This window comes from Pseudomonas sp. B21-009, from assembly GCF_024749345.1.
Classification (GTDB): Bacteria; Pseudomonadota; Gammaproteobacteria; order Pseudomonadales; family Pseudomonadaceae; genus Aquipseudomonas.
The window spans coordinates 1,214,704-1,239,807 of sequence record NZ_CP087199.1; the positions used below are offsets into that span (position 1 = coordinate 1,214,704).

At 63.1% G+C, this 25,104-nt stretch carries 19 protein-coding genes; 12 read left to right on the forward strand and 7 right to left on the reverse strand.

The window, feature by feature from the left end; all coding sequences use genetic code 11:
* Positions 1 to 42 precede the first annotated feature (42 nt).
* The 8 genes from LOY34_RS05505 to LOY34_RS05540 all read left to right on the forward strand — a co-directional run bounded on the left by LOY34_RS05505 (position 43) and on the right by LOY34_RS05540 (position 13,992).
* Complete coding sequence (locus tag LOY34_RS05505) at positions 43 to 4,365, forward strand: RHS repeat-associated core domain-containing protein (protein ID WP_230090925.1); 4,323 nt, start codon at positions 43 to 45, stop codon at positions 4,363 to 4,365.
* 1 nt (position 4,366) lies between these two features.
* Positions 4,367 to 4,669 carry a hypothetical protein gene (locus LOY34_RS05510; RefSeq protein ID WP_195885795.1) on the forward strand — a complete coding sequence of 101 codons (303 nt, stop codon included), beginning with the start codon at positions 4,367 to 4,369 and terminating at the stop codon, positions 4,667 to 4,669.
* Positions 4,670 to 4,891: 222 nt separating this feature from the next.
* On the forward strand, positions 4,892 to 5,200 hold the full coding sequence (locus LOY34_RS05515) for a hypothetical protein (protein WP_258664354.1): 309 nt from the start codon (positions 4,892 to 4,894) through the stop codon (positions 5,198 to 5,200).
* A 173-nt stretch (positions 5,201 to 5,373) separates the two neighbouring features.
* Positions 5,374 to 6,102, forward strand: coding sequence for a bifunctional protein-disulfide isomerase/oxidoreductase DsbC (dsbC, locus tag LOY34_RS05520; protein WP_195885796.1), 729 nt, complete (start codon positions 5,374 to 5,376; stop codon positions 6,100 to 6,102).
* Positions 6,103 to 6,181: 79 nt separating this feature from the next.
* Complete coding sequence (locus tag LOY34_RS05525) at positions 6,182 to 7,486, forward strand: homoserine dehydrogenase (RefSeq protein WP_093386830.1); 1,305 nt, start codon at positions 6,182 to 6,184, stop codon at positions 7,484 to 7,486.
* A 105-nt stretch (positions 7,487 to 7,591) separates the two neighbouring features.
* Positions 7,592 to 9,001, forward strand: a complete 1,410-nt coding sequence (gene thrC, locus LOY34_RS05530; RefSeq protein ID WP_045193698.1) for a threonine synthase — start codon at positions 7,592 to 7,594, stop codon at positions 8,999 to 9,001.
* Positions 9,002 to 9,090: 89 nt separating this feature from the next.
* The gene (locus tag LOY34_RS05535; protein WP_408980901.1) at positions 9,091 to 12,687 is read left to right on the forward strand and encodes a transporter substrate-binding domain-containing protein; all 3,597 of its coding nucleotides are present in this window, start codon (positions 9,091 to 9,093) and stop codon (positions 12,685 to 12,687) included.
* An 84-nt stretch (positions 12,688 to 12,771) separates the two neighbouring features.
* The gene (locus LOY34_RS05540) at positions 12,772 to 13,992 is read left to right on the forward strand and encodes an EAL domain-containing protein (RefSeq protein ID WP_195885797.1); all 1,221 of its coding nucleotides are present in this window, start codon (positions 12,772 to 12,774) and stop codon (positions 13,990 to 13,992) included.
* A gap of 7 nt (positions 13,993 to 13,999) precedes the next feature.
* Here the strand turns inward: LOY34_RS05540 and LOY34_RS05545 are convergent, their stop codons facing one another.
* Positions 14,000 to 14,662, reverse strand: coding sequence for a response regulator transcription factor (locus tag LOY34_RS05545; protein ID WP_045193697.1), 663 nt, complete (start codon positions 14,660 to 14,662; stop codon positions 14,000 to 14,002).
* 138 nt (positions 14,663 to 14,800) lie between these two features.
* On the opposite strand from LOY34_RS05545, the gene LOY34_RS05550 reads away from it, so the two are divergent.
* Entirely contained in the window at positions 14,801 to 15,097 is a 297-nt protein-coding gene (locus tag LOY34_RS05550) for a DUF3509 domain-containing protein (protein ID WP_093386810.1), read from the forward strand.
* Positions 15,098 to 15,256: 159 nt separating this feature from the next.
* Here LOY34_RS05550 and LOY34_RS05555 read toward each other — a convergent pair whose 3' ends face one another.
* A complete protein-coding gene (locus LOY34_RS05555; RefSeq protein WP_093386805.1) occupies positions 15,257 to 16,144 on the reverse strand; it encodes a TIGR02285 family protein in 888 nt (295 codons plus the stop codon).
* A 44-nt stretch (positions 16,145 to 16,188) separates the two neighbouring features.
* The gene (locus LOY34_RS05560) at positions 16,189 to 17,388 is read right to left on the reverse strand and encodes a CaiB/BaiF CoA-transferase family protein (RefSeq protein WP_195885798.1); all 1,200 of its coding nucleotides are present in this window, start codon (positions 17,386 to 17,388) and stop codon (positions 16,189 to 16,191) included.
* A 130-nt stretch (positions 17,389 to 17,518) separates the two neighbouring features.
* On the opposite strand from LOY34_RS05560, the gene LOY34_RS05565 reads away from it, so the two are divergent.
* The 3 genes from LOY34_RS05565 (at position 17,519) to LOY34_RS05575 (ending at position 21,046) form a co-directional block, all read left to right on the forward strand.
* Positions 17,519 to 18,058 (forward strand): YaeQ family protein, encoded by a 540-nt coding sequence (locus LOY34_RS05565; RefSeq protein WP_045193694.1) that lies wholly within the window; start codon positions 17,519 to 17,521, stop codon positions 18,056 to 18,058.
* 54 nt (positions 18,059 to 18,112) lie between these two features.
* A complete protein-coding gene (gene recJ / locus LOY34_RS05570) occupies positions 18,113 to 19,822 on the forward strand; it encodes a single-stranded-DNA-specific exonuclease RecJ (protein ID WP_195885799.1) in 1,710 nt (569 codons plus the stop codon).
* A gap of 117 nt (positions 19,823 to 19,939) precedes the next feature.
* Positions 19,940 to 21,046 (forward strand): NADH:flavin oxidoreductase/NADH oxidase, encoded by a 1,107-nt coding sequence (locus LOY34_RS05575; protein ID WP_195885800.1) that lies wholly within the window; start codon positions 19,940 to 19,942, stop codon positions 21,044 to 21,046.
* An 85-nt stretch (positions 21,047 to 21,131) separates the two neighbouring features.
* Here the strand turns inward: LOY34_RS05575 and LOY34_RS05580 are convergent, their stop codons facing one another.
* The 4 genes from LOY34_RS05580 to LOY34_RS05595 form a co-directional block, all read right to left on the reverse strand.
* A complete protein-coding gene (locus tag LOY34_RS05580) occupies positions 21,132 to 21,464 on the reverse strand; it encodes a type II toxin-antitoxin system HicB family antitoxin (RefSeq protein ID WP_093386790.1) in 333 nt (110 codons plus the stop codon).
* A complete protein-coding gene (locus tag LOY34_RS05585) occupies positions 21,461 to 21,667 on the reverse strand; it encodes a type II toxin-antitoxin system HicA family toxin (RefSeq protein WP_408980910.1) in 207 nt (68 codons plus the stop codon). Before LOY34_RS05585 ends, LOY34_RS05580 begins: the two co-directional genes overlap by 4 nt.
* A gap of 126 nt (positions 21,668 to 21,793) precedes the next feature.
* Positions 21,794 to 23,656, reverse strand: a complete 1,863-nt coding sequence (locus LOY34_RS05590; RefSeq protein ID WP_195885801.1) for an FAD/NAD(P)-binding protein — start codon at positions 23,654 to 23,656, stop codon at positions 21,794 to 21,796.
* Between the two features lie 13 nt (positions 23,657 to 23,669).
* Positions 23,670 to 25,094, reverse strand: a complete 1,425-nt coding sequence (locus LOY34_RS05595; protein WP_195885802.1) for a gamma-aminobutyraldehyde dehydrogenase — start codon at positions 25,092 to 25,094, stop codon at positions 23,670 to 23,672.
* Between the last annotated feature and the right edge of the window lie 10 nt (positions 25,095 to 25,104).

The following is a 25,104-nucleotide window of genomic DNA, read 5'->3' on the forward strand; positions in this document are numbered from 1 at the left end:
CCAGGTCCAAGTGCCCTGCAGCCGTGCGGTTGCAGGTCAGTAATGTCTGACGCCCTGTGGGCCGCCCGCCAGGGCGATGCGCTGATGCACACCTCGATGATGGCTGACATCGTCGGCGGTGTGCTGGAAGTCGCCGCCAACGTCGCCATCGGCGTGCTGGCCACCGCGGCGGTAACCGCAGCGCTGGGCCTGACCGTAGTCACCGGCGGCCTCGGCTGCTTCGTGCTCGGCGCGGTGGTGGGCATCGTGGTCGGCGTGGCCATGAGCAAGACCGGCGCCGACAAAGGGTTAAGCAGTTTATGCGAGGGCATTGGCAACTTTTTGTTCCCGCCCTCGGTGCAGGCCAACATCCTCACCGGCTCGAAGAACACCCACACCAATGGCAAGCCGGCCGCTCGCGCCGCAGGTGTGATCGTTGCCGCCATGGCGCCCGCCGGCAGTGATGCCGCCCAGCCACCCGCCGAAGAGGAAGAAGAAAGCTTCCTCGACATGGCCAAAGGCTTTTTCTCGCAGATGTGGCGGCCCACGGTCGCCAGCCCCGCGCCGAACACCGAGCCTGCCGACGACGACAAGATCCTCTGCAGCAAGCATCCGCCGATGCCGCCGCAGTACCTGGCCGAAGGCTCGAGCAAGGTCACTATCAACGGCCATCCGGCCTGTCGCAGCGGTGATCGCAGCACCTGCGAGGCGGTGATCGTCGACGCCGGGCTGGTCTCCGATAACGTGCGCATCGGCGGCGGCTCGATCGTGGTCCGCGAGATTCGCAGCGGCAAGACCCCGGGCATCGGCCTGGCGATTACCGCCTTGATGATGCTGCGCGGGCGCGGCGGCAAGTTCTACAGCAAGTTCGGCTGCATGGCGATTGGCGGCATCAGCAGCGCCGTCACCAGCCAGGTGACCGGCGCAATCACCAACGCCATCGCCGGCTCACCCAACCCGGTCCACAGCCCCACTGGCGCCAAACTGTTGAGCGGCGAAGCCGAACTCGATTTCAGCCTGCCCGGACTGATCCCGCTGGACTGGCAGCGCTACTACAACAGCCGGGATGAACGCCGCGACGGCCTGTTTGGCGCTGGCTGGAGTGTCGACTACGAAGTCTTCGTCGCCATCGAAGCGCATCCTGAAGGCGGCGAGCGCCTGCTGTTCACCGACGAACAGGCACGGGTCGTCGACATGGGCCATATCCCTCGTGGTGATGCCGTGTTCAGCGCCGGCGAAGGCCTCAGCGTGCGTCGCGCACACAATGGCGAGCTGCTGATCGAAAGCGTCGACGGTCTCTATCGCCTGTTCCAGCCAACCCCGAACAATCCGCAGCGCCTGCGCCTGGCGCAACTGGGTGACCGCAACGACAACCGCATCTACCTGGACTACGACACCCACGGCCGCTTGCTCAGGCTGCGCGACACCTTCGATGTGGTCCAGGTGCAGTTGGTTTACAGCAGCCAATGGCCAGCCCGGGTCAGCCATATCGAGCGATGGTACCGCGACGAGTCGAGCGAACTGCTGGTCAGCTATGCCTACGACGGTAACGGCGACCTGGCGGAAGTGCGCGACGCCAGCGGCCAGGTGCAACGACGCTTCGCCTATGACCAGGGCCGGCGCATGGTCGAGCACCAGTTGCCCAGCGGCCTGCGCTGCTTCTACGAATGGACTCGTGCTGCAGACGACTGGCGCGTGACCCGACACTGGACCGACGACGGCGACGAATACCGCTTCGACTACGACCTCGAAGCCGGCATCACCCGGGTCACCGACGGCCTGCAGCGGGTCAGCAGCCGCCACTGGAACCCGCAGTACCAGATCACCCAGTACACCGACGCCCTCGGCCACACCTGGCATTTCGAGTGGAACGACGAACGCCAGCTGCTGGCCGCCACCGACCCGCAGGGCGGGCAATGGCAGTATCTGTACGATGAATCCGGCAACCTCTGCGAAAGCATCGACCCATTGGGCCGCAGCGAGTCAACCCTGTGGCTGGAACACTGGTCGCTGCCCCGGGTACAGACCGACAAGGCCGGCAAGCGCTGGAGCTACCGCTACGATCAACGCGGCAACTGCAGCAGCGAAACCGATCCACTGGGCCGCACCACCCGCTACCGCCATGACGAGCGCGGCCAGGTGGTGGAGATCATCGATGCGGCGGGCAAGCACAAGCACCTGCGCTGGAACGAATTGGGCCTGCTGATTGAACAGGTCGATTGTTCGGGGTATCCGACCCGCTTCAGTTATGACCGGCGCGGGCATCTGCAGGCTGTCACCGATGCCCTCGGCGAACGCACCGAGTATCAACACGACTCGAAGGGCCGTCTGCTCGGTTCGCAACTGCCGGACGGGCGCAACCAGCACTATCAGCATGATCGCAACGGCCAGCTCAGCAGCTATACCGACCCCGCCGGGCACACTACCCAGTACCGCTATAACCAGCGTGGTCAGGTGCATCAGCGCATCGACCCGCAGGGTCGGCGGGTGCAGTTCAGTTATGACGCCTACGGCCGCCTACAGGCGCTAAGCAACGAAAATGGCGAGAGCTACAGGTTCAGCTGGGACCTGGCTGATCGCCTGGCTGAACAGCAGGACCTGGACGGTAGCGCAAGCCGCTATCACTACGACCGGCTGGATAACCTCAGTTGCGTTGAGTACCTCCCCACCCCGCGAGGCGGTGCTGAAGCGATCATCCATCAATTGCACCGGGACGCCGTCGGGCGCTTGATCAAAAAGCACACCGACGATGGCGAAACCCTGTACAGCTACGATCCTCTCGATCAACTGACGGCCATCAGCTTCACCGACAATGCGTGCAACACCGAACAGCTGGCCTTCGCTTACGACGCCCTTGGCCAACTGCTGGAGGAACACAGTGCCAGCGGAGTGCTGCAGCATCACTACGACGAACACGGCAACCTGATCCAGACTCAGCTGCCCGATGGCCGCTGGCTCAACCGCCTGTATTACGGCAGCGGTCATCTGCACCAGCTCAACCTCGACGGCAAGGTGATCAGCGATTTCGAGCGCGATCGCCTGCACCGCGAAGTGCTGCGCACCCAAGGCCGAATCAGTACCCGCAGCGAGTACGACCGCAGCGGTCGTCTGCGTTCACGGCTGCGCCGCCCCAACCTCCAACCGCCGCAACTGCCGGCTGCGGTGCAGCAACGCTTTGACTTCGATCCGGCAGACAACCTGATCAGCCGCTTCAACCAGCAGCCCGGTAGCCAGCACCAGCAATTACTGCATTACGATGCCAGCGGGCGGATCATGGCCAGCCAGGACGCTGGCCAAGGCCAGAGCGAAACCTTCGCCTACGACGCTGCTGCCAACCTGCTCGACGGCCCCCAGGCCGGAATCGGCCTGGTGCGCCATAACCGCTTGCTCACCTACCAGGACAAACGCTATCGCTACGACGGCTTCGGCCGCCTGATCGAGAAACGCAGCAGCCGGCGTGGCATCCAGCACTTCAGCTACGACGCCGAGCACCGCCTGATCCAGGTGCGCAGCCAGCACGGTGGGCGCGAACGGGTACTGAACATGCGCTACGACCCGCTGGGGCGGCGTGTCGAGAAAAGCGAATACGACGATCAGGGCAATCTGCTCGACCAGACCCGCTTCGCCTGGGATGGCCTGCGCTTGCTACAGGAGCATCGATACAGCCAGACCAGCCTGTACCTGTATGTCGAAGACAGCCACGAACCCTTGGCGCGGGTTGACGGTACGGGGCTGCACCAGCAGGTGCGCTACTACCATAACGATCTCAATGGCCTGCCCGAACAGCTGACGGACGACAGTGGCGAGGCGGTCTGGCAGGCGCGGTATCAGGTCTGGGGCAATACCCTGCAGGAAGTGCGCGAGGCGCATTTCATCGAGGAACAGAACCTCAGGTTTCAGGGCCAGTACCTGGACCGTGAGACGGGCCTGCACTACAACACGTTTCGGTTTTATGACCCGGATATCGGGCGGTTCACCCAACCCGACCCGATTGGCTTGTTGGGAGGCTCCAATCTCTATCAATACGCTCAGAATCCAGTACGGTGGATCGACCCGCTAGGATTGGAAACGACCCTGTACAGGTCCATGAGCCTTGATGAATATTCCAGCCTAATGAAAACCGGAACATGGTCATCTCACGGAACCATGGAAGGAAAGTGGTTCGCTGAGTCCTATAAAGACGCTGTGACGTGGGGGAAAACGATGGGGCATGGCGGTGATTTCCGGATTGTTCAGGTAAAAGTACCTGACAAAATTGCTAACGCGGCATTCTCTAGTGCAAACCTAGATGCAATTGGTAAAGCTAGGTACATAGAGATCAGTGATCTCAATAAAGCTAAAGTCAAACCGAAATGGACTCGCCGGATAGCTTGTGGAGGAAAATAAAATGAAAAAAATTGTTGATGTCAGAGTGCGTTGGGTCGATGAGCAATTAGGCGGGAAAGCCGTGCTGCCTCACAAAACACCTTTTTATGTTACGACCGACCTGCTTCGAAATGAATCAGGGATAGAGACGAACTGGAGTCTAGTGTTGGAAATAGAAAGCAATACAGAAGATGTCGGTAGCAGAAGCGGTCTTGGTAAAGCCTATTTTCTGGTGGAGAACGCGCCATCCTCTTTACTAAGAAAAGGGTGTTCTTTGAAAGTGTATGAAGGCAGACGGTACGTTGCAGTGGTTGAGGTGGTTTAGCTGTTTCATCTGTAACGGCTGGTGAATATCCGCTCTAGATGCTTGCAGTCGGTGATTACATTCAAGGGTGAGCATGAAAAATAGAATCATCGTTGAAACCTACATTAAAATCGCCGACGGTTTCGTTGACTTTTTGAGTTTCAAGGCGAGGTACGCCACCTGGATCAAATTGAAGGGGCTTTGGTTCTATCTATCAATGGTAAACGTCTTATTGATCAAAGCATGTTTGATTACGTCGACGACCTGTGGAGCTATTTGTCAGAAGGACTGCTGAAGGTCAGCGAGGGTCAATCGTTCAGCTGCTTTTTTCCGGACCAGCCAATCGAAGTCAAACTGACCCATGCCAATGGTCGTCTGCAGGTGAGCGTCAATTGCCACCGCGAGGTGTCTGTCGCCGCCGATAAAGATGAATTTGTCAGGGTCATGAGCGAGCAGGCGCGCAAATTCTTCATCCACTTACAGAACATACAACCCGGCGCCCAACGTACGTGCAGCTATGCCTTGGGCCATCTGGACAAGATTTGTCGGTAAATGTCGATCACCGACACCTGGCGCTATCTGCCTTGCGCTCCCGATCGAGCACGCCTCCGACCGTCGCCGCTTCTGTGGTAGGCTTGACCGGTTTGCACCGAGGGCCGCAATGACACCCCGTTTTCAGTACGGGCGTGCTGCATCCGGCCCCCTGTCCGCCTTCAGGAGATCCCATGCGCGTGACCCAGATTTTCGCCGCCGCCGCCCTGGCGCTGGTCAGCACCTTTGCCGCTGCCGCCGACAACGCCGAGCAGGCGATCCGCAAGACCCTGCAGTCCCTGGAACTGGGCGTGCCGGTCGATAGCGTTGGCAGCAGCCCGCTCAACGGCCTGTATGAAGTCAAGCTCGAAGGCGGCCGCGTGCTGTACGCCAGCGCCGACGGTCAGTTCGTCATGCAGGGCTACTTGTTCCAGATCCAGGACGGCAAGCCGGTCAACCTGACCGAGAAGACCGAACGGCAGGCCATCGCCAAGACCATCAATGCCATTCCAGCGGCCGAGATGGTGGTTTATCCTGCCAAGGGCGAAACCAAGTCGCACATCACCGTGTTTACCGACACCACCTGCCCGTACTGCCACAAGCTGCACGCCGAAGTGCCTGAGCTCAACCGTCGCGGTATCGAAGTGCGCTACGTCGCCTTCCCGCGTCAGGGCCTGGGTTCGCCGGGTGACGAGCAGTTGCAGGCGGTCTGGTGCTCGAGCGACCGCAAGGCGGCGCTGGACAAGATGATCGACGGCAAGGAAATCAAGGCCGCCAAGTGCGCCAACCCGGTCGGCAAGCAGTTCGCCCTGGGCCAGTCGATCGGCGTCAACGGCACGCCGGCCATCGTCCTGGAAAACGGCCAGGTGATTCCGGGCTACCAGCCGGCGCCGCAAGTGGCCAAGCTGGCCCTGGCCAAGTAATTCAATCGCAAGCCGTTGCCTTGGGGTGACGGCAGTTTCACGATCGGCTGCCAGCCGGTCGTTTCATGGGGAGTTCACAGTGAAACCGGTCAAAGTAGGCATCTGTGGGTTGGGGACCGTCGGTGGCGGTACCTTCAATGTACTTCAGCGTAACGCCGAGGAGATCGCCCGCCGTGCCGGGCGTGGTATTGAAGTGGCACAGATTGCCATGCGTTCGCCAAACCCGAATTGCCAGATTACCGGTACCCCCATTACCGCTGATGTGTTCGAGGTCGCAACGAACCCGGAAATCGACATTGTCATCGAGCTGATCGGCGGCTACACCATTGCCCGCGAGCTGGTGCTCAAGGCCATCGACAACGGCAAGCACGTGGTCACCGCCAACAAGGCGCTGATTGCCGTGCACGGCAACGAGATCTTCGCCAAGGCCCGTGAGAAGGGCGTTATCGTCGCCTTCGAAGCGGCAGTGGCCGGTGGCATCCCGGTGATCAAGGCGATCCGTGAAGGCCTGTCGGCCAACCGTATCAACTGGGTGGCCGGGATTATCAACGGTACCGGCAACTTCATCCTCACCGAAATGCGTGAAAAAGGCCGTGCGTTCCCCGACGTGCTGGCCGAAGCCCAGGCCCTGGGTTACGCCGAAGCCGACCCGACCTTCGACGTCGAAGGCATCGATGCCGCGCACAAGCTGACCATCCTGGCGTCCATCGCCTTTGGTATCCCGCTGCAGTTCGACAAGGCCTACACCGAAGGCATCACTCAGCTGACCACCGCTGACGTCAACTACGCCGAAGCGCTGGGTTATCGCATCAAGCACCTGGGCGTGGCCCGCAGCACTGCCAACGGTATCGAGCTGCGTGTGCACCCGACGCTGATCCCGGCCGACCGCCTGATCGCCAACGTCAACGGCGTGATGAACGCCGTGATGGTCAACGGTGATGCTGCCGGTTCGACCCTGTTCTACGGGGCTGGCGCCGGCATGGAGCCTACCGCTTCGTCGGTGATTGCCGACCTGGTCGATGTGGTTCGCGCCATGACTTCTGATCCGGAGAACCGCGTACCGCACCTGGCCTTCCAGCCTGACTCGCTGTCGGCCCACCCGATCCTGCCGATCGAAGCCTGCGAAAGCGCCTACTACCTGCGCATCCAGGCCAAGGATCACCCGGGCGTGCTGGCCCAGGTGGCGAGCATCCTTTCCGAGCGCGGCATCAATATCGAATCGATCATGCAGAAGGAAGTCGAGGAACAGGACGGCCTGGTGCCCATGATCCTGCTCACTCATCGAGTGATCGAGCAACGCATGAACGACGCCATCACCGCCCTGGAAGCCTTGCAGGATGTGGTCGGCAACGTCGTGCGTATCCGCGTCGAACAACTCAACTGACAACTGCGGCAAGCGGCAAGCTGCAAGCGGCAAGATCACCGCGGGACTGCGGTGACTTGCAGCTTGAAGCTTGAAGCTTGAAGCTCAAACCGAAGGTTTGCAAAAATGCGCTACATCAGTACCCGCGGCCAGGCACCGGCCCTGAACTTTGAAGACGTGCTGCTGGCTGGCCTTGCCAGCGACGGCGGCCTGTACGTGCCGGAAAACCTGCCGCGTTTCACCCAGGAAGAAATCGCTTCCTGGGCCGGCCTGCCGTACCACGAGCTGGCCTTCCGGGTGATGCGCCCGTTCGTCACCGGCAGCATCGCCGATGCTGATTTCAAGAAGATTCTCGAAGAAACCTACGGCGAGTTCGCCCATGCCGCGGTTGCACCGCTGCGTCAGCTGAACAGCAACGAATGGGTGCTGGAGCTGTTCCATGGCCCAACCCTGGCGTTCAAGGACTTCGCCCTGCAACTGCTCGGCCGCCTGCTTGATCATGTGCTGGCCAAGCGTGGCGAGCGCGTCGTGATCATCGGCGCCACCAGTGGTGATACCGGTTCCGCCGCCATCGAAGGCTGCCGCCGTTGCGACAACGTCGATATCTTCATCCTCCACCCGCACCAGCGCGTGTCGGAAGTTCAGCGCCGGCAGATGACCACCATCTTCGGCGAGAACATCCACAACATCGCCATCGAAGGCAACTTCGACGACTGCCAGGAAATGGTCAAGGCCAGTTTCGCTGACCAGGGCTTCCTCAAGGGCACCCGCCTGGTGGCAGTGAACTCGATCAACTGGGCGCGGATCATGGCCCAGATCGTTTACTACTTCCATGCAGCCCTGCAGTTGGGCGGCCCGGCGCGTTCAGTGGCGTTCTCGGTTCCGACCGGCAACTTCGGCGACATCTTCGCCGGCTACCTGGCGCGCAACATGGGCCTGCCGATCAGCCAGCTGATCGTCGCCACCAACCGCAACGACATCCTGCACCGCTTCATGAGTGGCAACCAGTACGTCAAGGAAACCTTGCACGCAACCCTGTCGCCGTCCATGGACATCATGGTTTCGTCGAACTTCGAACGCCTGCTGTTCGACCTGCACGGTCGCAATGGCGCGGCTATCGCCGGGCTGATGGACAACTTCAAGCAGGGCGGCGGTTTCAGCGTCGAACAGGATCGCTGGACCGAAGCGCGCAAGCTGTTCGATTCGTTGGCGGTCGATGATGCGCAAACCTGCGAAACCATCGCCGACGTCTTTGCCCAGACCGGTGAGGTGCTCGACCCGCACACCGCGATCGGCGTCAAGGCCGCACGCGAGTGCCGCCGCAGCCTGGACACGCCGATGGTGGTGCTGGGCACTGCGCACCCGGTCAAGTTCCCGGAAGCGGTGGAGAAGGCCGGTGTCGGCAAGGCTCTGGAACTGCCGGCGCACCTGACTGACCTGTTCGCCCGCGAAGAGAAGTGCACGGTACTGGCCAATGACCTGAAAGCCGTTCAGGCTTTCGTCAGCCAGCACGGTAATCGCGGCAAACCGCTCTGATCGACTGATCGGCACAACAAAGCCCGTCTCTGACGGGCTTTTTTATTTCTACACTGGCAATGGTTTGCAGCAACGGATCAAGGGTATCAATGAGCACCGGACATCGACGCACAACAGGGCTGTTGCTGGCCTGCCTGTTCTGGCTGGGTATCGGGCCCTGGGCCCAGGCCGCCCAGAGCCTGCCCTTTACCCTGGTACCGCCGTTCACCGAGCTTGGGCCGATGCCATTGACCGCGGCCCAGCAACAATGGCTGGGCCCGGCGCGGGTGTTGCGGGTCGGTATCTCGTTTGCCGACTACGAGCCGGTGGACATCACCATCGACCGCAACCGCTACCAGGGCATCAGCGCCGACTACCTGAGCCTGGTTGCCGAACGCCTGGGGGTGAAAACCCAGGTGCTGGCCTTCGCCAAGCGCGAGGAGGCGATCGAGGCCTTGCGCCATGGCGACATCGATGTCCTGACCAGCGCCAACGGCTTTGAACGCAGCGTGGCGGGCCTGGCGTTCTCCGACGATTACATTCCGGACCGCTCCATGGTCGTGGTGCGTGGCGGCGCGCCGGTGCCGCCAAAGTCGCTGGCGGGGAAGAAAGTGGTCCTGCTCGACGGTTATGCCGACACCCGGGTCATGCACCAGGTTTATCCCGACAGCCAGGTGCTGCTGGCGCCCAACCTCAGCAGTGCCCTGGAGGCGCTCAACCAGGGGGAAGTGGATGCGTTTGTCGGCAACGAGATCATCATCCGCGCCTTCAACGCGCTGCGTCCGTACCTGGGCCTGCAGGTGGTCGGCCCCAGCGCCTTGCCGCCGATTGGCTTCGCCTTTGCCGTGCGTGCCGAAGACCGGCTACTGCAGGAGATGTTCAACCAGGCGCTGGCCAGTATCGAGGAGTCGGTGCGCCGCGAAATTCTTGGCCGCTGGACCTCCGGCCTGGGCTCGGACGTGGCTCATCACCGGGTCGAGCTGAGCGTCGCCGAGCGCCGCTGGATCGCCAGCCATCCGCGGGTGACCGTGGTTGGTAGCCAGTATCCGCCTTACCTGTTCCGCACTCGCCAGGGCGCCTGGGTGGGGCTTAACAGCGATGTGCTGGCGACCATTGCGCAGATGACGGGCCTGCAGTTTGACTATGCGCCGTCCGAATCGATTGCCCAGAGCCTGGAGCTGCTCAGGAGCGGGCAGGCCGACATGAGCACAACCCTCAGTGAAACCGCGGAGCGCCGCAAGTTTCTCGGGTTCACTCATTCCATTGGCGGGCAGAGCTGGGTGTTCATCGTTCGTGCGCCGCAACTGGGCCTGGCGTCGCTGGACGAACTGGCCGGGCAGACCCTGGCACTGCCGGCGCAGCATGCGCTGGAGAGCACCCTTCGCGAGGATCACCCGGGTATTCGCCTGTTGTTGGTGGACTCGCTGGAGCAAGCCCGGGAAAAGGTCCGCAACGGCGAAGCCCTGGCCACCATCGACAGCGAAATCGGCGCCTACAGCGTGATCGGCAACGACCCGGTGCTCAAGGTCGGGCGTGGAGTCGAGGGCAAGTGGGCACCGGACCGGTTCTCGGTACGGCGCAGCGCTCCGGAGCTGGAAAGCATCCTCAACAAGGCTCTGGAAGCCTTCCCGGTTGCCGAGTTGCGCACCGTGCGCATGAAGTGGCTGGGCGCGCTGGCGCCACCCGCGCCGGCCTGGCAGCGGATTGCGCCATGGATCTACTGGACCGTGGCGGCAGCGGTGCTGTTCGGGCTGGTGTCGCTGGTCTGGAGCAGTCGCCTGCGCGCGCAGATCAACCAGCGGCAAAAGGCTGAGCAAGCCCTCAACGACCAGTTGGCGTTCAAGCGTGCACTGCTCGACGGGATCCCCAACCCGATCTACGTGCGCGACCTGGAAGGGCGGCTGATCACCTGCAACAAAAGCTACGAACAGGCCTTCTCGATGCGCCTGGAAGATGTCAAGGGCCGGCGGCTGACAGACATCGATGTCATTCCCGAGGCGCTGGCCAGGCAACTGCATGCCGATTACCTGAGCCTGCTCGAAGATCCGCAACCGGTGTTCGCCGACCGCTGTATCGAGTTTGACGGCCAGCGCACCGATGCCTACCAGTGGACCGTGCCGTTCTACAGTGCCGACGGGCAGCTGCAAGGCCTGCTGGGGGGCTGGATCGACATCACCGAGCGCAAGCAACTGGAGGTGGCGCTGGTCGAAGCCCGGCAGCAGGCCGAGCAGGCCAACCAGGCCAAAAGTACCTTTCTGGCGACCATGAGCCACGAGATTCGCACGCCCATGGCGGTGATCATCGGCCTGCTCGAACTTGAGCGGGAAACCACCCTGGACCGCGGCGAGCAGCCGTCCCGGCGGCTGGAAGCCGCCCATCAATCAGCCCGTGAGCTGATTGCGCTGATCGGTGACAGCCTCGACCTTGCCCGGATCGAGGCCGGCAGCCTGCAGCTCGAGCCCCAGGCCCGGGCACTGGCGCCGTTTCTCAAGGCTATCGTCGAGCAGTTCCAGGCCCAGGCCCTGGCTCAGGGCCTGGACTTGCGCCTGCAACTGGCCAGCGAGGCAGAAGGGGTGTACTGGTTCGACCCGCTGCGCTTGCGCCAGGTGCTGACCAACCTGCTGGGCAACGCCCTGAAATTCACCCACCTGGGCCTGGTAGAGCTGCAGGTCAGCTGCACGGGCTGCGACAGTTTGCAGGGCATTGGCTTGCGCCTGTGTGTGCGTGACACCGGCATCGGTATCAGCGAGCAACAGCAAAGCGCGCTGTTCCAGCCCTTTGCCCAGGCAGGCGCAGGTGCCGAATATGGCGGCTCGGGCCTGGGCCTGAGCATTTGCCGGCAGTTGGTCGAGTTGATGGGCGGCAACATTGCCCTGCGTAGCGTGCCGGGCAAGGGTACCGAGGTCAGTGTCGAGCTGACCCTCGAAGCGCTGGCTGCCGAGCCTGTAGCGCCAGCGCCGACGCGTGGGCTGGCGGGCGGGCCGGCGCGGCGGATTCTGGTGGTTGATGACCTATCGGCCAGCCGCTTGGTGCTCAGCCAGCAACTGGAATTCCTTGGCCATGAGGTGCTGGCTGTGGAGAACGGCCAGAGTGCTTTGCAGGCCTGGCAGGACGGCGATTTCGACCTGGTGCTCAGCGATTGCAACATGCCGGTGATGAACGGCTATGCGCTGGCCCGTGGCATCCGCCGCCTGGAGCACGACAGCCAGCGCCCAGCCATCGCCATCGTTGGCTGCACCGCCAACGCTATGAAAGAGGAGCGCGCCCGCTGCCTGGAGGCCGGCATGGATGAATGTCTGGTCAAGCCGGTTGCGCTGGCCCAGCTTGTCGCGGTGATCGACAGGCTGGCCGCGCGGCCCAGCTTCAGGATGGACACCCTGCAGAAGATGACCCAGGCCAACAATGCGGTACTGCGGCGCATGCTTGAGGAGTTGCGCAAAAACCTGCGGGAAGAGTCCGCTTTGCTCGCCTCTGCCGTCCAGACCCAAGGCTGGGAAGCCATTGGCGTGGCATTGCACCGCCTCAAGGGCGTCGCCTGCCTGATTGATGCGCTGCCCCTGGCGCAGGCGTGCGCGCAACTGGAAAAGGCCAGCCAGGTGCGCTCGACGCAGGCTGCCGACCCGGGATGGGCAGCATTGCAGGCGGCAATCGACCAGTTGAATCAGGACATTGAACAAGAGCTGTGGAAAATGTCACCTCAACTTTAGGACATGTCCTATGGGCGTCCTAGGTCAATTTTCCTAGAGTTGCACAGTGCTGTCGTTCAGATCGGCTACTGCGGGGAAATTTTCATGCGCTCACTTAAGGTTCTGATTCTCGAGGATCATCCTTTCCAACTGATGGCCTTGCATCAGATGCTCAATGCCAATGGCGTCTTCGATGTGCTGACGGCAGAGTCGGTCGACGGCGCACGGCAGACGCTGTCCCGGCGCGGGCGGGTCGATATCGCCATCTGCGACCTGCACATGGACGGCCAGGACGGCCTGGAGCTGATCCGTCACCTGGCTGACAGCGGCCTGGCGGCGGCCTTGATTATCCTCAGCAGCGCCGAACGTGGTGTGCTCGATAGCGTTGCCGACCTGGCGCGACAGTTGGGCTTGCGGGTGCTCGGCAGTCTGCAGAAGCCGGCTTGCAGCGTTTCCCTGCACAAGCTGATGCGCCGCTACCTCGACGAGCCCGGCGATTCGCCCCAGGCGCTCGCCGCACCGGCCCATGCCGAGCTGTTGGCCATGTCGCCTGCCGAGTTGGCGCAGAGCCAGGCGCAGTGGCAGGCCCATTACCAGCCCAAGGTGGCTTTCGACGGTGCCCTGGTCGGGGTGGAGGCGTTGGTACGTTGGCAACACCCGAGCCTTGGCTTGCTTAGCCCGGCGCAGTTCTTCCCCTTGATTGAAGGCGCCGGGTTGCTGGAGGCACTCAGCTGGCACGTACTCGACCAGGCCCTGGCGTTCAGTGCCCAGGCCAGGCTCGCCAGTGGCCAGCCATTACCCGTGGCGGTCAACATCGCCCCGCTGATGCTCACCCGCGATGATTTCGCCGCGCAGGTCGTCGCGGCCCTCAAGCGCCATGACGTGCCGGCCAGCGCCCTGACCCTGGAGGTCATCGAAACCCACAGCTGCCAGCTCGACAGCAACCAGCTCGAAGGGCTGTTGCACCTGCGCATCCAGGGCTGCCAACTGTCGATCGATGATTTCGGCATGGGCGTGTCCAATCTGCAGCGCCTGCTCGAACTGCCATTCAGCGAGTTGAAACTGCCCAGCGAGTTTGTCCGGGGCATGGCCGATGATGGCCGTAAGGCGGCGGTGGTGGCGGGGGCGCTGATCATGGCCCGGCGCATGGACCTGAACGTGGTGGTCGAGGGCGTCGAGACGGTGGATGACCTGATGGCGATCAAGGCCCTGGGCAGCCCGATCATGCAGGGCTATTTCATTGCCCGGCCGATGGCGGGGCAGGACCTGCGCCGGTGGATGCTCGAGCGTGAGCCGGCCGAGGCCAGGCTGCGGCGCAGGGCGTGAACAGCCTTCAGCCCAGGCCGTGCTCCTGCAAATAGAGGTACAGCGCGGCGTCATTGGCCAGGCCCAGCTTGCGCATGGCACTGACCTTCTGGCTGCTCACTGTCTGCTTGCTGCGGTTGAGCAGGGTGGCGATCTGGCCGACCGTGTGGCCGCCGGCGAGCAGGCGGGCGACTTCCAGCTCGCGCGGCGACAACGCCGTCTGGTCGCGAGCCAGGTCTTCACGCACGGCACCGTCCTGCAACAGCAACTGCTGCACCGAATCGGCCAGGTAAATCTTGCCGCTGCGCAGGCGGGCGATGGCCTGGGGCAATTCGTCGGCCAGGCTGGCCTTGCTCAGCAGGCCATTGACGCCCAGGGCCAGCATGGCCCGGAACAGCCCGGCATTGTTGAGCATGGTCACCACCAGCAGCGGCAACTGCGGATGGTGCCGGCGCAGTTGTTCGAGCAGCTTCAAGCCATCGTTCTGCTGCTCCAGCGGCATCATGAAGTCGGTCACCAGCACGTCGCATTCCAGGCTTTGCAGCAGGGTCGTGAGCTCCAGCGGGCCGCCGGCTTCGCCCACTACGCGAATGCCCGGAAGCTGCTCGAGCACGGCGCGCAGGCCGATGCGAAAGATCGGGTGGTCATCGGCCAGGATGATGCGCAGTTCACTGGGGGCAGGGGCTGTCACAGGCAGGCTCCGCTCAACGTGCTGGATTTCAATCTGTCATTTTTGCCGGGCATGCTGGGTAAAGGAAATCGCACTGAGAGAACTTTTCCGGCTGCCTCAGGGTCAGTGAAAGACCCCTTCTCGACAGGTAGGTGAACAATGAATGAGATGGAATGTATCAGATTGTTGCTTGGTCAAGCATTGGCACCGTACCGGGTCAGGCTGGTGCGCCTGAGCACCGGCTGTGATTTCGACCTGCGCCTGACCGACGAAACCAACCGCAGCGTGCTGCAGCGCACGGTCAAGCCCAGCCAGTTGCAGGACCAGCGCCTGCTGGTCGACCTGGTCGATGGCTTGCAGCGTGACCTGCTGATTGTAGAGGGCCGCCTGCAGCCTTGCGTCATCGCGGCGCAGCGCCATCTGCAGCAAGGCCGCTCGATCAGCGCCGGGGTGTGACGGAACCTTTGCCGGGCAAGGCAATCAGACCTAACAAGGACAGCTGATCGGGATTTTGCTCCGATGTCGTGAAGCTGTCGTGCGAAGCCCTATGGGCTTTTGTTTAGCCCCGGGCGGCCTCCCCACCGTTCGGGGTTTCTTTTTGCCTGCGATCGGGCCTCAGGGGTGCTCGCCAAACAGGTGCAGGCTGTCGTGCAGGTACTGTTCGCGCATTTGCGGCGCCAGCCACTGGGCGTACAGGTCGGGCAAGGTGTCGTTGCGCAGCGGCAGTAGCAGTTTGTTGATATGGCTGATGGCTTCGCGCCCCAGCGGCGTGTCGGAGCAGCCGACCCGCAGCAACTGGTACTGCTCGACTCCCTGGATCGGGTAGAAGGCATAGTCGTCGCTGGGCCAGCCTTGCTGTTGCAGCAGGTAGCGCACTTCCGGCCAGTAGCCGAGCACTAGTTGCAGGCGGTCATGCTGCTGCATTTGCAGCAGGCTGGTCACTGCGTCATTGCCGTAGTGGCGGCTGAGGGTAGTGTCGGGCAGGGTCTTGAGCAGTTCATCAACCGCCGGGCTGTAGCTGCGCTGAGCCACCACACCCAGCTTGAGCGCGGTACTGCCGAGCAGCGTCTGCAGGTCGACCTGCTGGTTGTGCAGGTAGGGGTCAAGCAGGTGCTGGTCCTTGCGCCGGACCACCAGGCCGCTGCTGAGCACGCCCAGGCTGGGGATCGAGAAATGCACATAGCGCGCTCGCTCCGGGGTCCACAGCAGGGTCGGGTCGCAGGTGAAGGTGGGCGCCTGGAGCATCTGGATGCCGCGGGCGCGGTTGACCCGGACGATGCTGTGATCGTATTCGGGCATCTGTTCGATCAGCAGCGGCAGCAAGCGGTCGATCACCCCCTGGCCCTTGCCGGTGCCTTCGAAAATGGTCAGCGGCGGCAAGTCGCGCAACAACCAGAACAAACGCTCCTTGGCCGAGGCCGGAGCGGGCAGGCCCAGGCAAAGCAACAGACCTAGCAACAGCGGCAATCCACGACGCATGCTCGCTTGCCAGTGATGGGTCATGTCCAGGTCTCCACCGTTGCCACGCAACTTGAGTAGTGCCGTGTTCAGACTGCGCCTTGCGTGCGTAGCCGGGCAATCGCAGCTGTGTCATAACCCAGCCCGGCCAGTACCTGCTCGGTGTGGGCTCCAAGCTCCGGCCCGACCCATTCGCTGGAGCCGGGGGTGTCCGAGAGCTTGGGGACGATTCCCGGCATCTTGAACGGCGTGCCGTCGGGCAGCTTGGCTTGCAGGAACATCTCGCGGGCGAGAAATTGCGGGTCGCTGAACATATCTTCGGCACTGTAGATGCGGCTGGCCGGTACCTGGGCCTCATTGAGCACCTGCATCAGCGCATCCAGTGGCAAGGTCCGCGCCCAGCGGTCGATCACCCCGTACAACTCATCGCGGCGCAGGTCGCGGCCGTCATTGCTGGCGAGCGCCGGATCGTCGGCCAGGTCATCGCGGCCGATGGCCTGCATGAAGCGCTTGAAGATCGCATCGCCATTGGCGCCGATCTGCACGTGCTTGCCATCGACGCTGGTGTGGATGGAGGAGGGGGTGATGCCGGGCATGATGTTGCCGGTACGCTCGCGGATAAAGCCGAACACGTCGAACTCCGGCACCATGCTTTCCATCATGGCGAAGATCGCCTCATACAAGGCGACATCCACCACCTGGCCCTGGCCGCCGTTGACTTCGCGATGACGCAGGGCCATCAACGCCCCGATCACGCCCCACAAGGCCGCAATCGAGTCACCGATGGAGATGCCGGTACGCACCGGCGGGCGGTCCTCGAAACCGGTGATGTAGCGCAGCCCGCCCATGGATTCGCCGACGGCGCCAAACCCCGGCTGGTCTTTCATCGGCCCGGTCTGGCCGAAGCCGGACAGGCGCACCATCACCAGCTTCGGGTTGAGGGCGTGTAGCACGTCCCAGCCCAGGCCGAGTTTTTCCAGCACCCCGGGGCGGAAGTTCTCGATCAGGATGTCGGCCTCGGCCAGCAGCTTCTTGAGAATATCCAGCCCTTCGGCATGCTTGAGGTTGAGCGTGAGCGACTGCTTGTTGCGGGCCTGGACGAACCACCACAGCGACGTGCCTTCGTACAGCTTGCGCCACTTGCGCAGCGGGTCGCCGCCATCGGGCGACTCGACCTTGATTACCTCGGCGCCGAATTCGGCGCAGATGCGCGAAGCGAACGGGCCGGCGATCAGGGTGCCGAGTTCGATGACTTTGAGGCCGGCGAGAGGTTTGCTGGGCGTAGGCATGAGGCGTCCGTGGCAGCGGGTCAGGGCCCCCGTTTTTATCATAGCTGGGCGCGCCCAGATACTGCTGCGGCGCAAGGAACATGCGGATCGGTTAGACTGGGCGACTTTCCTTGCCGCAAGAAGCCCGTCCATGGCCCAGCCATCCACCACCTACAAGTTTGAACTGAACCTCACCGACCTTGACCGCGGCGTGTACGAAAGCGTCAAGCAGACTATCGCCCGTCACCCGTCGGAAACCGAAGAACGCATGGCCGTGCGTCTGCTGGCCTACGCCCTGTGGTACAACGAGCAACTGTCTTTTGGCCGCGGTCTGTCGGACGTGGACGAAGCGGCGGTGTGGGAAAAAAGCCTGGACGACCGCATCCTGCACTGGATCGAAGTCGGCCAGCCCGATGCCGATCGTCTGACCTGGTGCTCGCGTCGCACCGAGCGCACCAGCCTGCTGGCCTATGGCAGCCTGCGCGTGTGGGAAACCAAGGTGCTGCCGGCGGTCAAGAACCTGAAAAACCTCAACATCGCCGCCGTGCCCCAGGAAGTTCTGGAAACCCTGGCCAAGGACATGCCGCGGGCGATCAAGTGGGACGTGATGATCAGCGAAGGCACGGTGTTCGTCACCGACGATCGCGGCCAGCACGAAGTCCAGCTGCAATGGCTGATGGGCGAGCGCTGATCGCGCGTCCTTTCAAGCCGAACATCCCTGATTGACGAGAAGCCCCAACGCCCCATGCGTATCGATCCCCGCCCGTTGCCGTCCACGTTGCCCTTTCTCGGCGACCTGCCACCCTTGCTGACCCGCCTGTATGCCGCCCGTGGCGTGCAATCGGCAGCCGAGCTGGATAAGAGCCTGGCGCGCCTGCTGCCTTACCAGCAGCTCAAGGGCATCGAGGCGGCAGTCGACCTGCTGGTGACGGCACTGGCAGAACGCCAGCGCATCCTTATCGTCGGCGACTTCGATGCCGATGGCGCCACCGCCAGCACCGTCGGCCTGCTCGGCCTGCGTCTGCTGGGTGCTGCCCATGTTGATTACCTGGTGCCCAACCGCTTCGAGTACGGCTATGGCCTGACTCCGGAGATTGTCGAAGTGGCCTTGCAGCGCCAGCCGCAATTGCTGATCACCGTCGACAACGGCATTTCCAGCGTCGAAGGCGTGGCCGCCGCCAAAGCTGCGGGATTGAAGGTCCTGGTGACCGATCACCACCTGCCTGGCCATGAGCTGCCGGCGGCCGACGCCATCGTCAACCCCAATCAGCCGGGCTGCGAGTTCCCCAGCAAGGCGCTGGCCGGGGTCGGGGTGATTTTCTATGTGCTGATGGCCTTACGCGCGCGGTTGCGCAGCCTCGGTCACTACGACAACGCGCCGCAACCGAACATTGGCGAGCTGCTTGATCTGGTGGCCCTGGGCAGCGTCGCTGACGTGGTGCCGCTGGATGCCAACAACCGCATCCTGGTGCACCAGGGCCTGGAACGCATCCGTGCCGGACGGGCTCGGCCGGGGCTCAAGGCCATTCTTGAAGTGGCCCGCCGCGATCACGCGCGCATCACCTCCACCGACCTTGGCTTTATTCTCGGCCCACGGCTCAATGCGGCCGGGCGCCTGGACGACATGAGCCTGGGCATCGAGTGCCTGCTCAGTGACGATGCCAACCTGGCTCGGGAAATGGCCGGCCAGCTCGACGAACTGAACCAGGACCGCAAATCCATCGAGCAGGGCATGCAGCGCGAAGCCCTGGCCCAGCTCAAGGACCTGCCGCTGGAATCGATGCCGTTCGGCCTGTGCCTGTTCGAGCCGGACTGGCACCAGGGCGTGATCGGCATCCTTGCCTCGCGCCTGAAAGAGCGTTACCACCGCCCGACCATCGCCTTTGCCGATGCCGGCGACGGCATGCTCAAGGGCTCGGCGCGCTCGGTGCCGGGCTTTCATATTCGCGATGCGCTGGATGCCGTGGCGGCGCGCCATCCGCAGTTGATCAGCAAGTTCGGCGGCCACGCCATGGCCGCCGGCCTGTCGCTGCCGGCTGATAACTTTCCGGCCTTTGCCCAGGCCTTCGACGAAGAAACCCGTCGCCAGCTGCGTGAAGAAGACCTCACCGGCCGCTTGCTGTCGGACGGCACCCTGGCGGTCGAGGAGTTCCACCTGGAGCTGGCCCGGGCTTTGCGCAATGCCGGGCCGTGGGGCCAGCACTTCCCCGAGCCGCTGTTCCACGGGGTGTTCCAGCTGGTCGAGCAACGGGTCGTCGGTGAGCGGCACCTGAAGGTGGTGCTCAAGAGCGAATGCGGTTCACTCAAGCTCGATGGCATCGCCTTTGGCGTCGACCGGGAAGTCTGGCCCAACCCCACCGTGCGCTGGGTCGAGCTGGCCTACAAGCTCGACGTCAACGAGTTTCGCGGCCAGGAAAGCGTGCAACTGATGATTGCGCATATCGAGCCGCGCTGATCTCACGGGGCAAAGTGGTCTAGGCTTCGAATGATGGGTCGAAGAACCTGCGGGGAAGATTCTGTAGTCGGCCGGTCAACTACCTGGAGCCTTACCACTTGATTTGAGAGGTGCCCCATGAGCCTGCTGCTTGAGCCGTATACCCTGCGCCAGCTGATCCTGCCCAACCGCATTGCCGTCTCACCCATGTGCCAGTATTCCAGTGTCGACGGCCTGGCCAATGACTGGCACCTGGTGCACCTGGGCAGCCGCGCGGTGGGTGGTGCCGGGCTGATTTTCACCGAAGCCACTGCCGTGACTGCCGACGGGCGCATTACCGCGCAAGACCTGGGCTTGTGGGACGACGCGCAGATCCCGGGGCTGCAACGCATCACCCGTTTCATCACCGCCCAGGGCGCGGTGCCCGGCATTCAGCTGGCCCATGCCGGGCGCAAGGCCAGCACCCATCGGCCGTGGCTGGGCAAGCATGGCAGCGTCAAGGTCGACGATGGCGGCTGGGTGCCAGTGGGGCCCTCGAAAATTGCCTTCGACCCGGAGCACACAGCCCCCAGCGAACTGAACGAAGCGCAGATCGGCGAGATCATCCAGGCCTTTGTCGCCGCTGCCCGGCGCGCCCTTGAGGCCGGTTTCAAGGTGGTCGAAGTGCATGCCGCCCATGGCTACCTGTTGCACCAGTTCCTGTCGCCATTGAGTAACCAGCGCCGCGACCAGTACGGCAGCTGCTTTGAAAACCGCATTCGCCTGACCCTGCAAGTGACCGAAGCGGTGCGCGAGGTGTGGCCAGCCGAGTTGCCGGTGTTCGTGCGGCTATCGGCCACCGATTGGGTCGAGGATGGCTGGAACCCGGATGAGACCGTGGAGCTGGCCAAGCGCCTGCGCAAACTGGGCGTGGACCTGATCGACGTGTCCTCTGGCGGCACCTCGGTAAAAGCCGAGATCCCGACCGGGCCGGGCTATCAGACTCAGTTCGCGGCCAAAGTCCGGGAAGAGGCGGGGATCGCCACCGGGACGGTGGGCATGATCACCGACCCAATGCAGGCTGAAACCATCTTGCGTACCGCGCAGGCCGATATCATCTTCCTCGCCCGCGAATTGCTGCGCGACCCGTACTGGCCGCTGCACGCCGACGACGACCTGGGCGGCAACAAGGCGGTGTGGCCGGCGCAGTATCAGCGGGCTACCAGTCGCGAGCAGCCGATACATGAGTCTGATTTACGCGATTGACTGAATGGCGAGCGCTTCGCGCTCGATCGCAGGCAAGCCAGCGCCCACAGGGTCGGCGTACATAAACCCTCTGTGGGAGCGGGCCTTAGGCATGTGCGGCCTGGCTCAACACATCGCTGACCCACTGGTTGATGCTCTTGTCTGCCAACTCAGCTTTTTGCGCGACGCTGGCATGCAGCGTCGGCTCAAGGCGCAAGCTCAATTTCCCCGAGTAAGCTTTCTGTGGTTCACGTCCCAGGCGCGCGCAGGTATCAAGGTAGTCATCCACGGCTTCTTCGAAGGCGCTGCGCAACTGCGGGACCGATTGCGCGTGAAAGCCGATCACATCGCGTATACCGGCGACATGGCCGATCAGCAATTGGTCTTCATCGCTGTATTCAATACGGGCGGCGTAGCCCTTGTAGTTCATGACATTCATGGGGTCACTCCTGCCTGTTCCAGAAAGTACCGCGCATCGCGGATCTGATAAGGCTTGGCATCTTTATCCGGATGAGGGCGATGGAACGTCGCGATCACACCATTGAGTTCAAAGCGCACGCGTGAACCTCTGCCTTCGATTACCCGGGCTCCCGCACCGACCAACAAAGATTCGATGCGAGCCCATTCCAGATTGCCGGGTATCGGTTTGCTGAAGATTGACTTCAGCCCTGATGTTTATTCATGGTATCAGATTATGATACCGTCTTCGATGCAGCAATGGGATGTCCGTAGGGCGAAGCCGTTATGGATGAAGGAGGTTTCCTGGATTTAGCCCAGTTCCCCCACCGCACGCCACGCCTCATCAATCGCCGCATGGGCATAGGCGCTCCAGGCCGCGTCCGAGTTGGCGATGCTGACCTTGCCCACGGGCTGGCGCGCCAGCTCCATCCACTGCTCGATCTGCGCCGGGTCGTCGTAGAGGGTATTGGTGGAGCAGGCATAACCATGGGGCCAGCGGTTGACCGTGATCGCCAGGATGTCCTTGTTGTGGTCAAAGCCACCAGGACCCAGCATGCGTTGCAACTGCTCGCGCAGCTGGCTTTCCAGTACCTCGAATGAGGTGCCGTACAGGCGCCCGCGTCCGGCACGGGCCTGGTCGCGGCTGCTCATGCCGCTGTCGGGGCTGGTCGGGACAAACACCATGTGCAGGCCGATGGGCTGCGCCGGGTCGCGTGGATGTTCGTAGCCGCCGAGGCTCACCGGGTAGTCGAGCTTGATCCGGCTGTAGGGCTGGGTGGCGGCGTAGATCTCGTGCACGCCAAGCTTCTGGAACGCTTGCCAGTTGCGCACGATGACCTTGGTGTACACCAGCGGGAACTTGACGTTCTGGCTCAGGGCGTGGGCCTGTTCGGCCGACAGGTCGCGCAGCAGGTAGGGGATCATCATGTTGTAGCAGGCCAGGACGCAGTGCTTGGCGCGCACCTTGGCCAGTTGCCCGGCGCGGCTGTAGCCGACATCGACTCCACCCGCGACGTTGCGCACGCTCACCGCCGTGCTGTTCAGGCGCAGGCGCAGCGGTTGCCCGGCGCGGTCGAGCTGGCTGTAGTCGAAATTGGCGAGGACGATGTCTTCCATGCTCTGGCCCGGCGCCACCGATGGCACCAGGCTGCGCACCAGCAGGCGTGCCAGCGAGGCGTTGCCGTCGGGGAAGTGGTAGATGTAGGGCTCTTCCATCTCCGCCTTGGCTTCCTCGCTGAGCGGCGCCAGGTTCATCGCGGCAAAGCCCGGGAAGCCGACAGAGTAGGCGTCGGCAGCGGCGACGGCATCGATGCCCACGGCCATGAAGTCGTTGGTGCGGCCCTGGAAGTACTTGACCGCCCTGGCCGACAGGCCGACGTCCTTGAGCAGGAAGTCGCGGTAGCTGGTGCGCTCCAGATAGGCCGTCTTGTCCTCCAGCGACTTGCCGGCCAGGTAGTCGCGCGGCGCCTGGTGCAGGTCGATCAGCGCCTTGCGGTCGCTTGCGGGCAAGGGGAAGTCATTGATGAAATCGGCAATCGGGCGGGCGTTGAGCTGGCTCGGGGCGATGTCGTCGGCGACCATCGGCGTCGGGTCGCCAGTGACCAGCTTGTCTTCGCCGAAGGTTTCCTGGTCGAAGAACACCGCGCGCGACAGGCCCAGGTCGGGGTAGAAGCTGCGGTCAAAGGCGGTCTCGAAACGCTTGATATCGACGCCAAGCTTTTGCAGCAGGCTGTTGACCTCCTTGCTGTACAGATGGTTGGGCGACTGCAAGGCTTCACTGCCGCCATAACCGAGGATCATCCGCCCACCGGCGCTGAACTCGTTGCGCTTGGCGTGGCCGCCGAAATCGTCGTGGTTCTCGAGGATCAGGATCTTCGCGGCGGGATGTTTCTCGCGATAGAAGAACGCCGCCGCCAGGCCGCTGATGCCGCCGCCGACCACCACCAGGTCGTATTCCTCGCTGATCGGCAGGGCGTCGGTGGCGAAGGTCTTTTTCTCCCAGCCCATCTGGTGCGCAACTTCGAAGGCGCCGACATGGCTGCCCCGCAAACCGGTCAAGGCCGGTGGGTAATAGCGCCCGCTGGGGGCCGCCTGAAGCAGTTGCAGCGGGGTCAGGCCCGCTGCGACGCCGATGGCGACTCCGTTGATGAAGTCGCGTCGGGTGATTTCCATGGGTGTCCTTACCTTAATGTTTGAACATCACATGCCGGACGCAGGTGTAGTCCTCCAGCCCGTACATGGACATATCCTTGCCATAGCCAGACAGTTTCTGACCGCCATGGGGCATTTCGCTGACCAGCATAAAGTGCGTGTTGACCCAGGTACAGCCGTACTGCAGGCGCGCCGAAACGCGATGGGCACGGCCGACGTCGGCGGTCCACAGCGACGACGCCAGGCCGTAGTCGGAATCGTTGGCCCAGGCCAGGGCCTGCGCTTCATCGTCGAAACGGGTTACCGAGACCACCGGCCCGAACACCTCGCGGCGGACGATCTCGTCATCCTGCTGGGCATCGGCCAGCACCGTAGGTTCGAAAAAGAAACCGTCACCGGCCACCGCCTTGCCACCGGTGACCAGGCGAATATGCGGCTGGGCAACCGCCCGTTCGACCATGGCCGCCACCCGGTCGCGGTGCTGGGCGGTGATCAGCGGGCCGAGCTCGGTGTCCGGGTCGTTCTGCAGGCCATGCTTGATGCTGGCCACGGCCTTGCCGAGCTTTTCGACGAATTGCTCGTAGATCCCGCTCTGGGCATAGATGCGGCAGGCGGCGGTGCAGTCCTGGCCGGCATTGTAGAAGCCGAAGGTGCGGATGCCGTCGACCGCGGCGTCGATATCGGCATCATCAAAAATGATCACCGGGGCCTTGCCGCCCAGTTCCATGTGCATGCGCTTCACGCTGTCGGCGGTGCTGGCGATGATGTTGGCGCCGGTTGGGATCGAGCCGGTCAGCGACACCATGCGCACTTTCGGGTGGGTCACCAGCGGCGTGCCGACGCTCGGCCCGCGGCCGAAAAGAATGTTCAGCACGCCGGCCGGCAACAGCTCGCTGGCAAGTTCTGCCAGGCGCAGCGCAGTCAGCGGCGTTTGCTCCGACGGCTTGAGCACCACGGTGTTGCCGGCGGCCAGCGCCGGGGCGATCTTCCAGGCAACCATCATCAGCGGGTAGTTCCACGGCGCGATCGAGGCGACCACGCCCAGCGGGTCGCGACGGGTCATCGAGGTATGCCCCGGCAGGTATTCACCGGCAGCCGAGCCGCCCAGACAGCGGCTGGCACCGGCAAAAAAGCGGAACACATCGGCGATCGCCGGGATCTCGTCATTGAGCGCGGCGGCATAGGGTTTGCCGCAGTTGTCCGACTCCAGGCGGGCCAGCTCTTCGCCGTGGGCCTCGATGGCGTCGGCAAGTTTGAGCAGCAACAGCGAACGCTCTTTGGGCGTGGTCTGCGACCAGCTGTCGAAGGCACGGTCGGCGGCGCGCACGGCAGCATCGACCTGGGCCTCGCTGGCCTCGTTGACTTCCACCAGCACGCTACCCAGCGCCGGGTTGAGCACCGCGTAGCCTGCGCCTTCGCCGTCCACCAGTTGGCCGTTGATCAACATTCGGGTTTGCATGGTCCAGTCC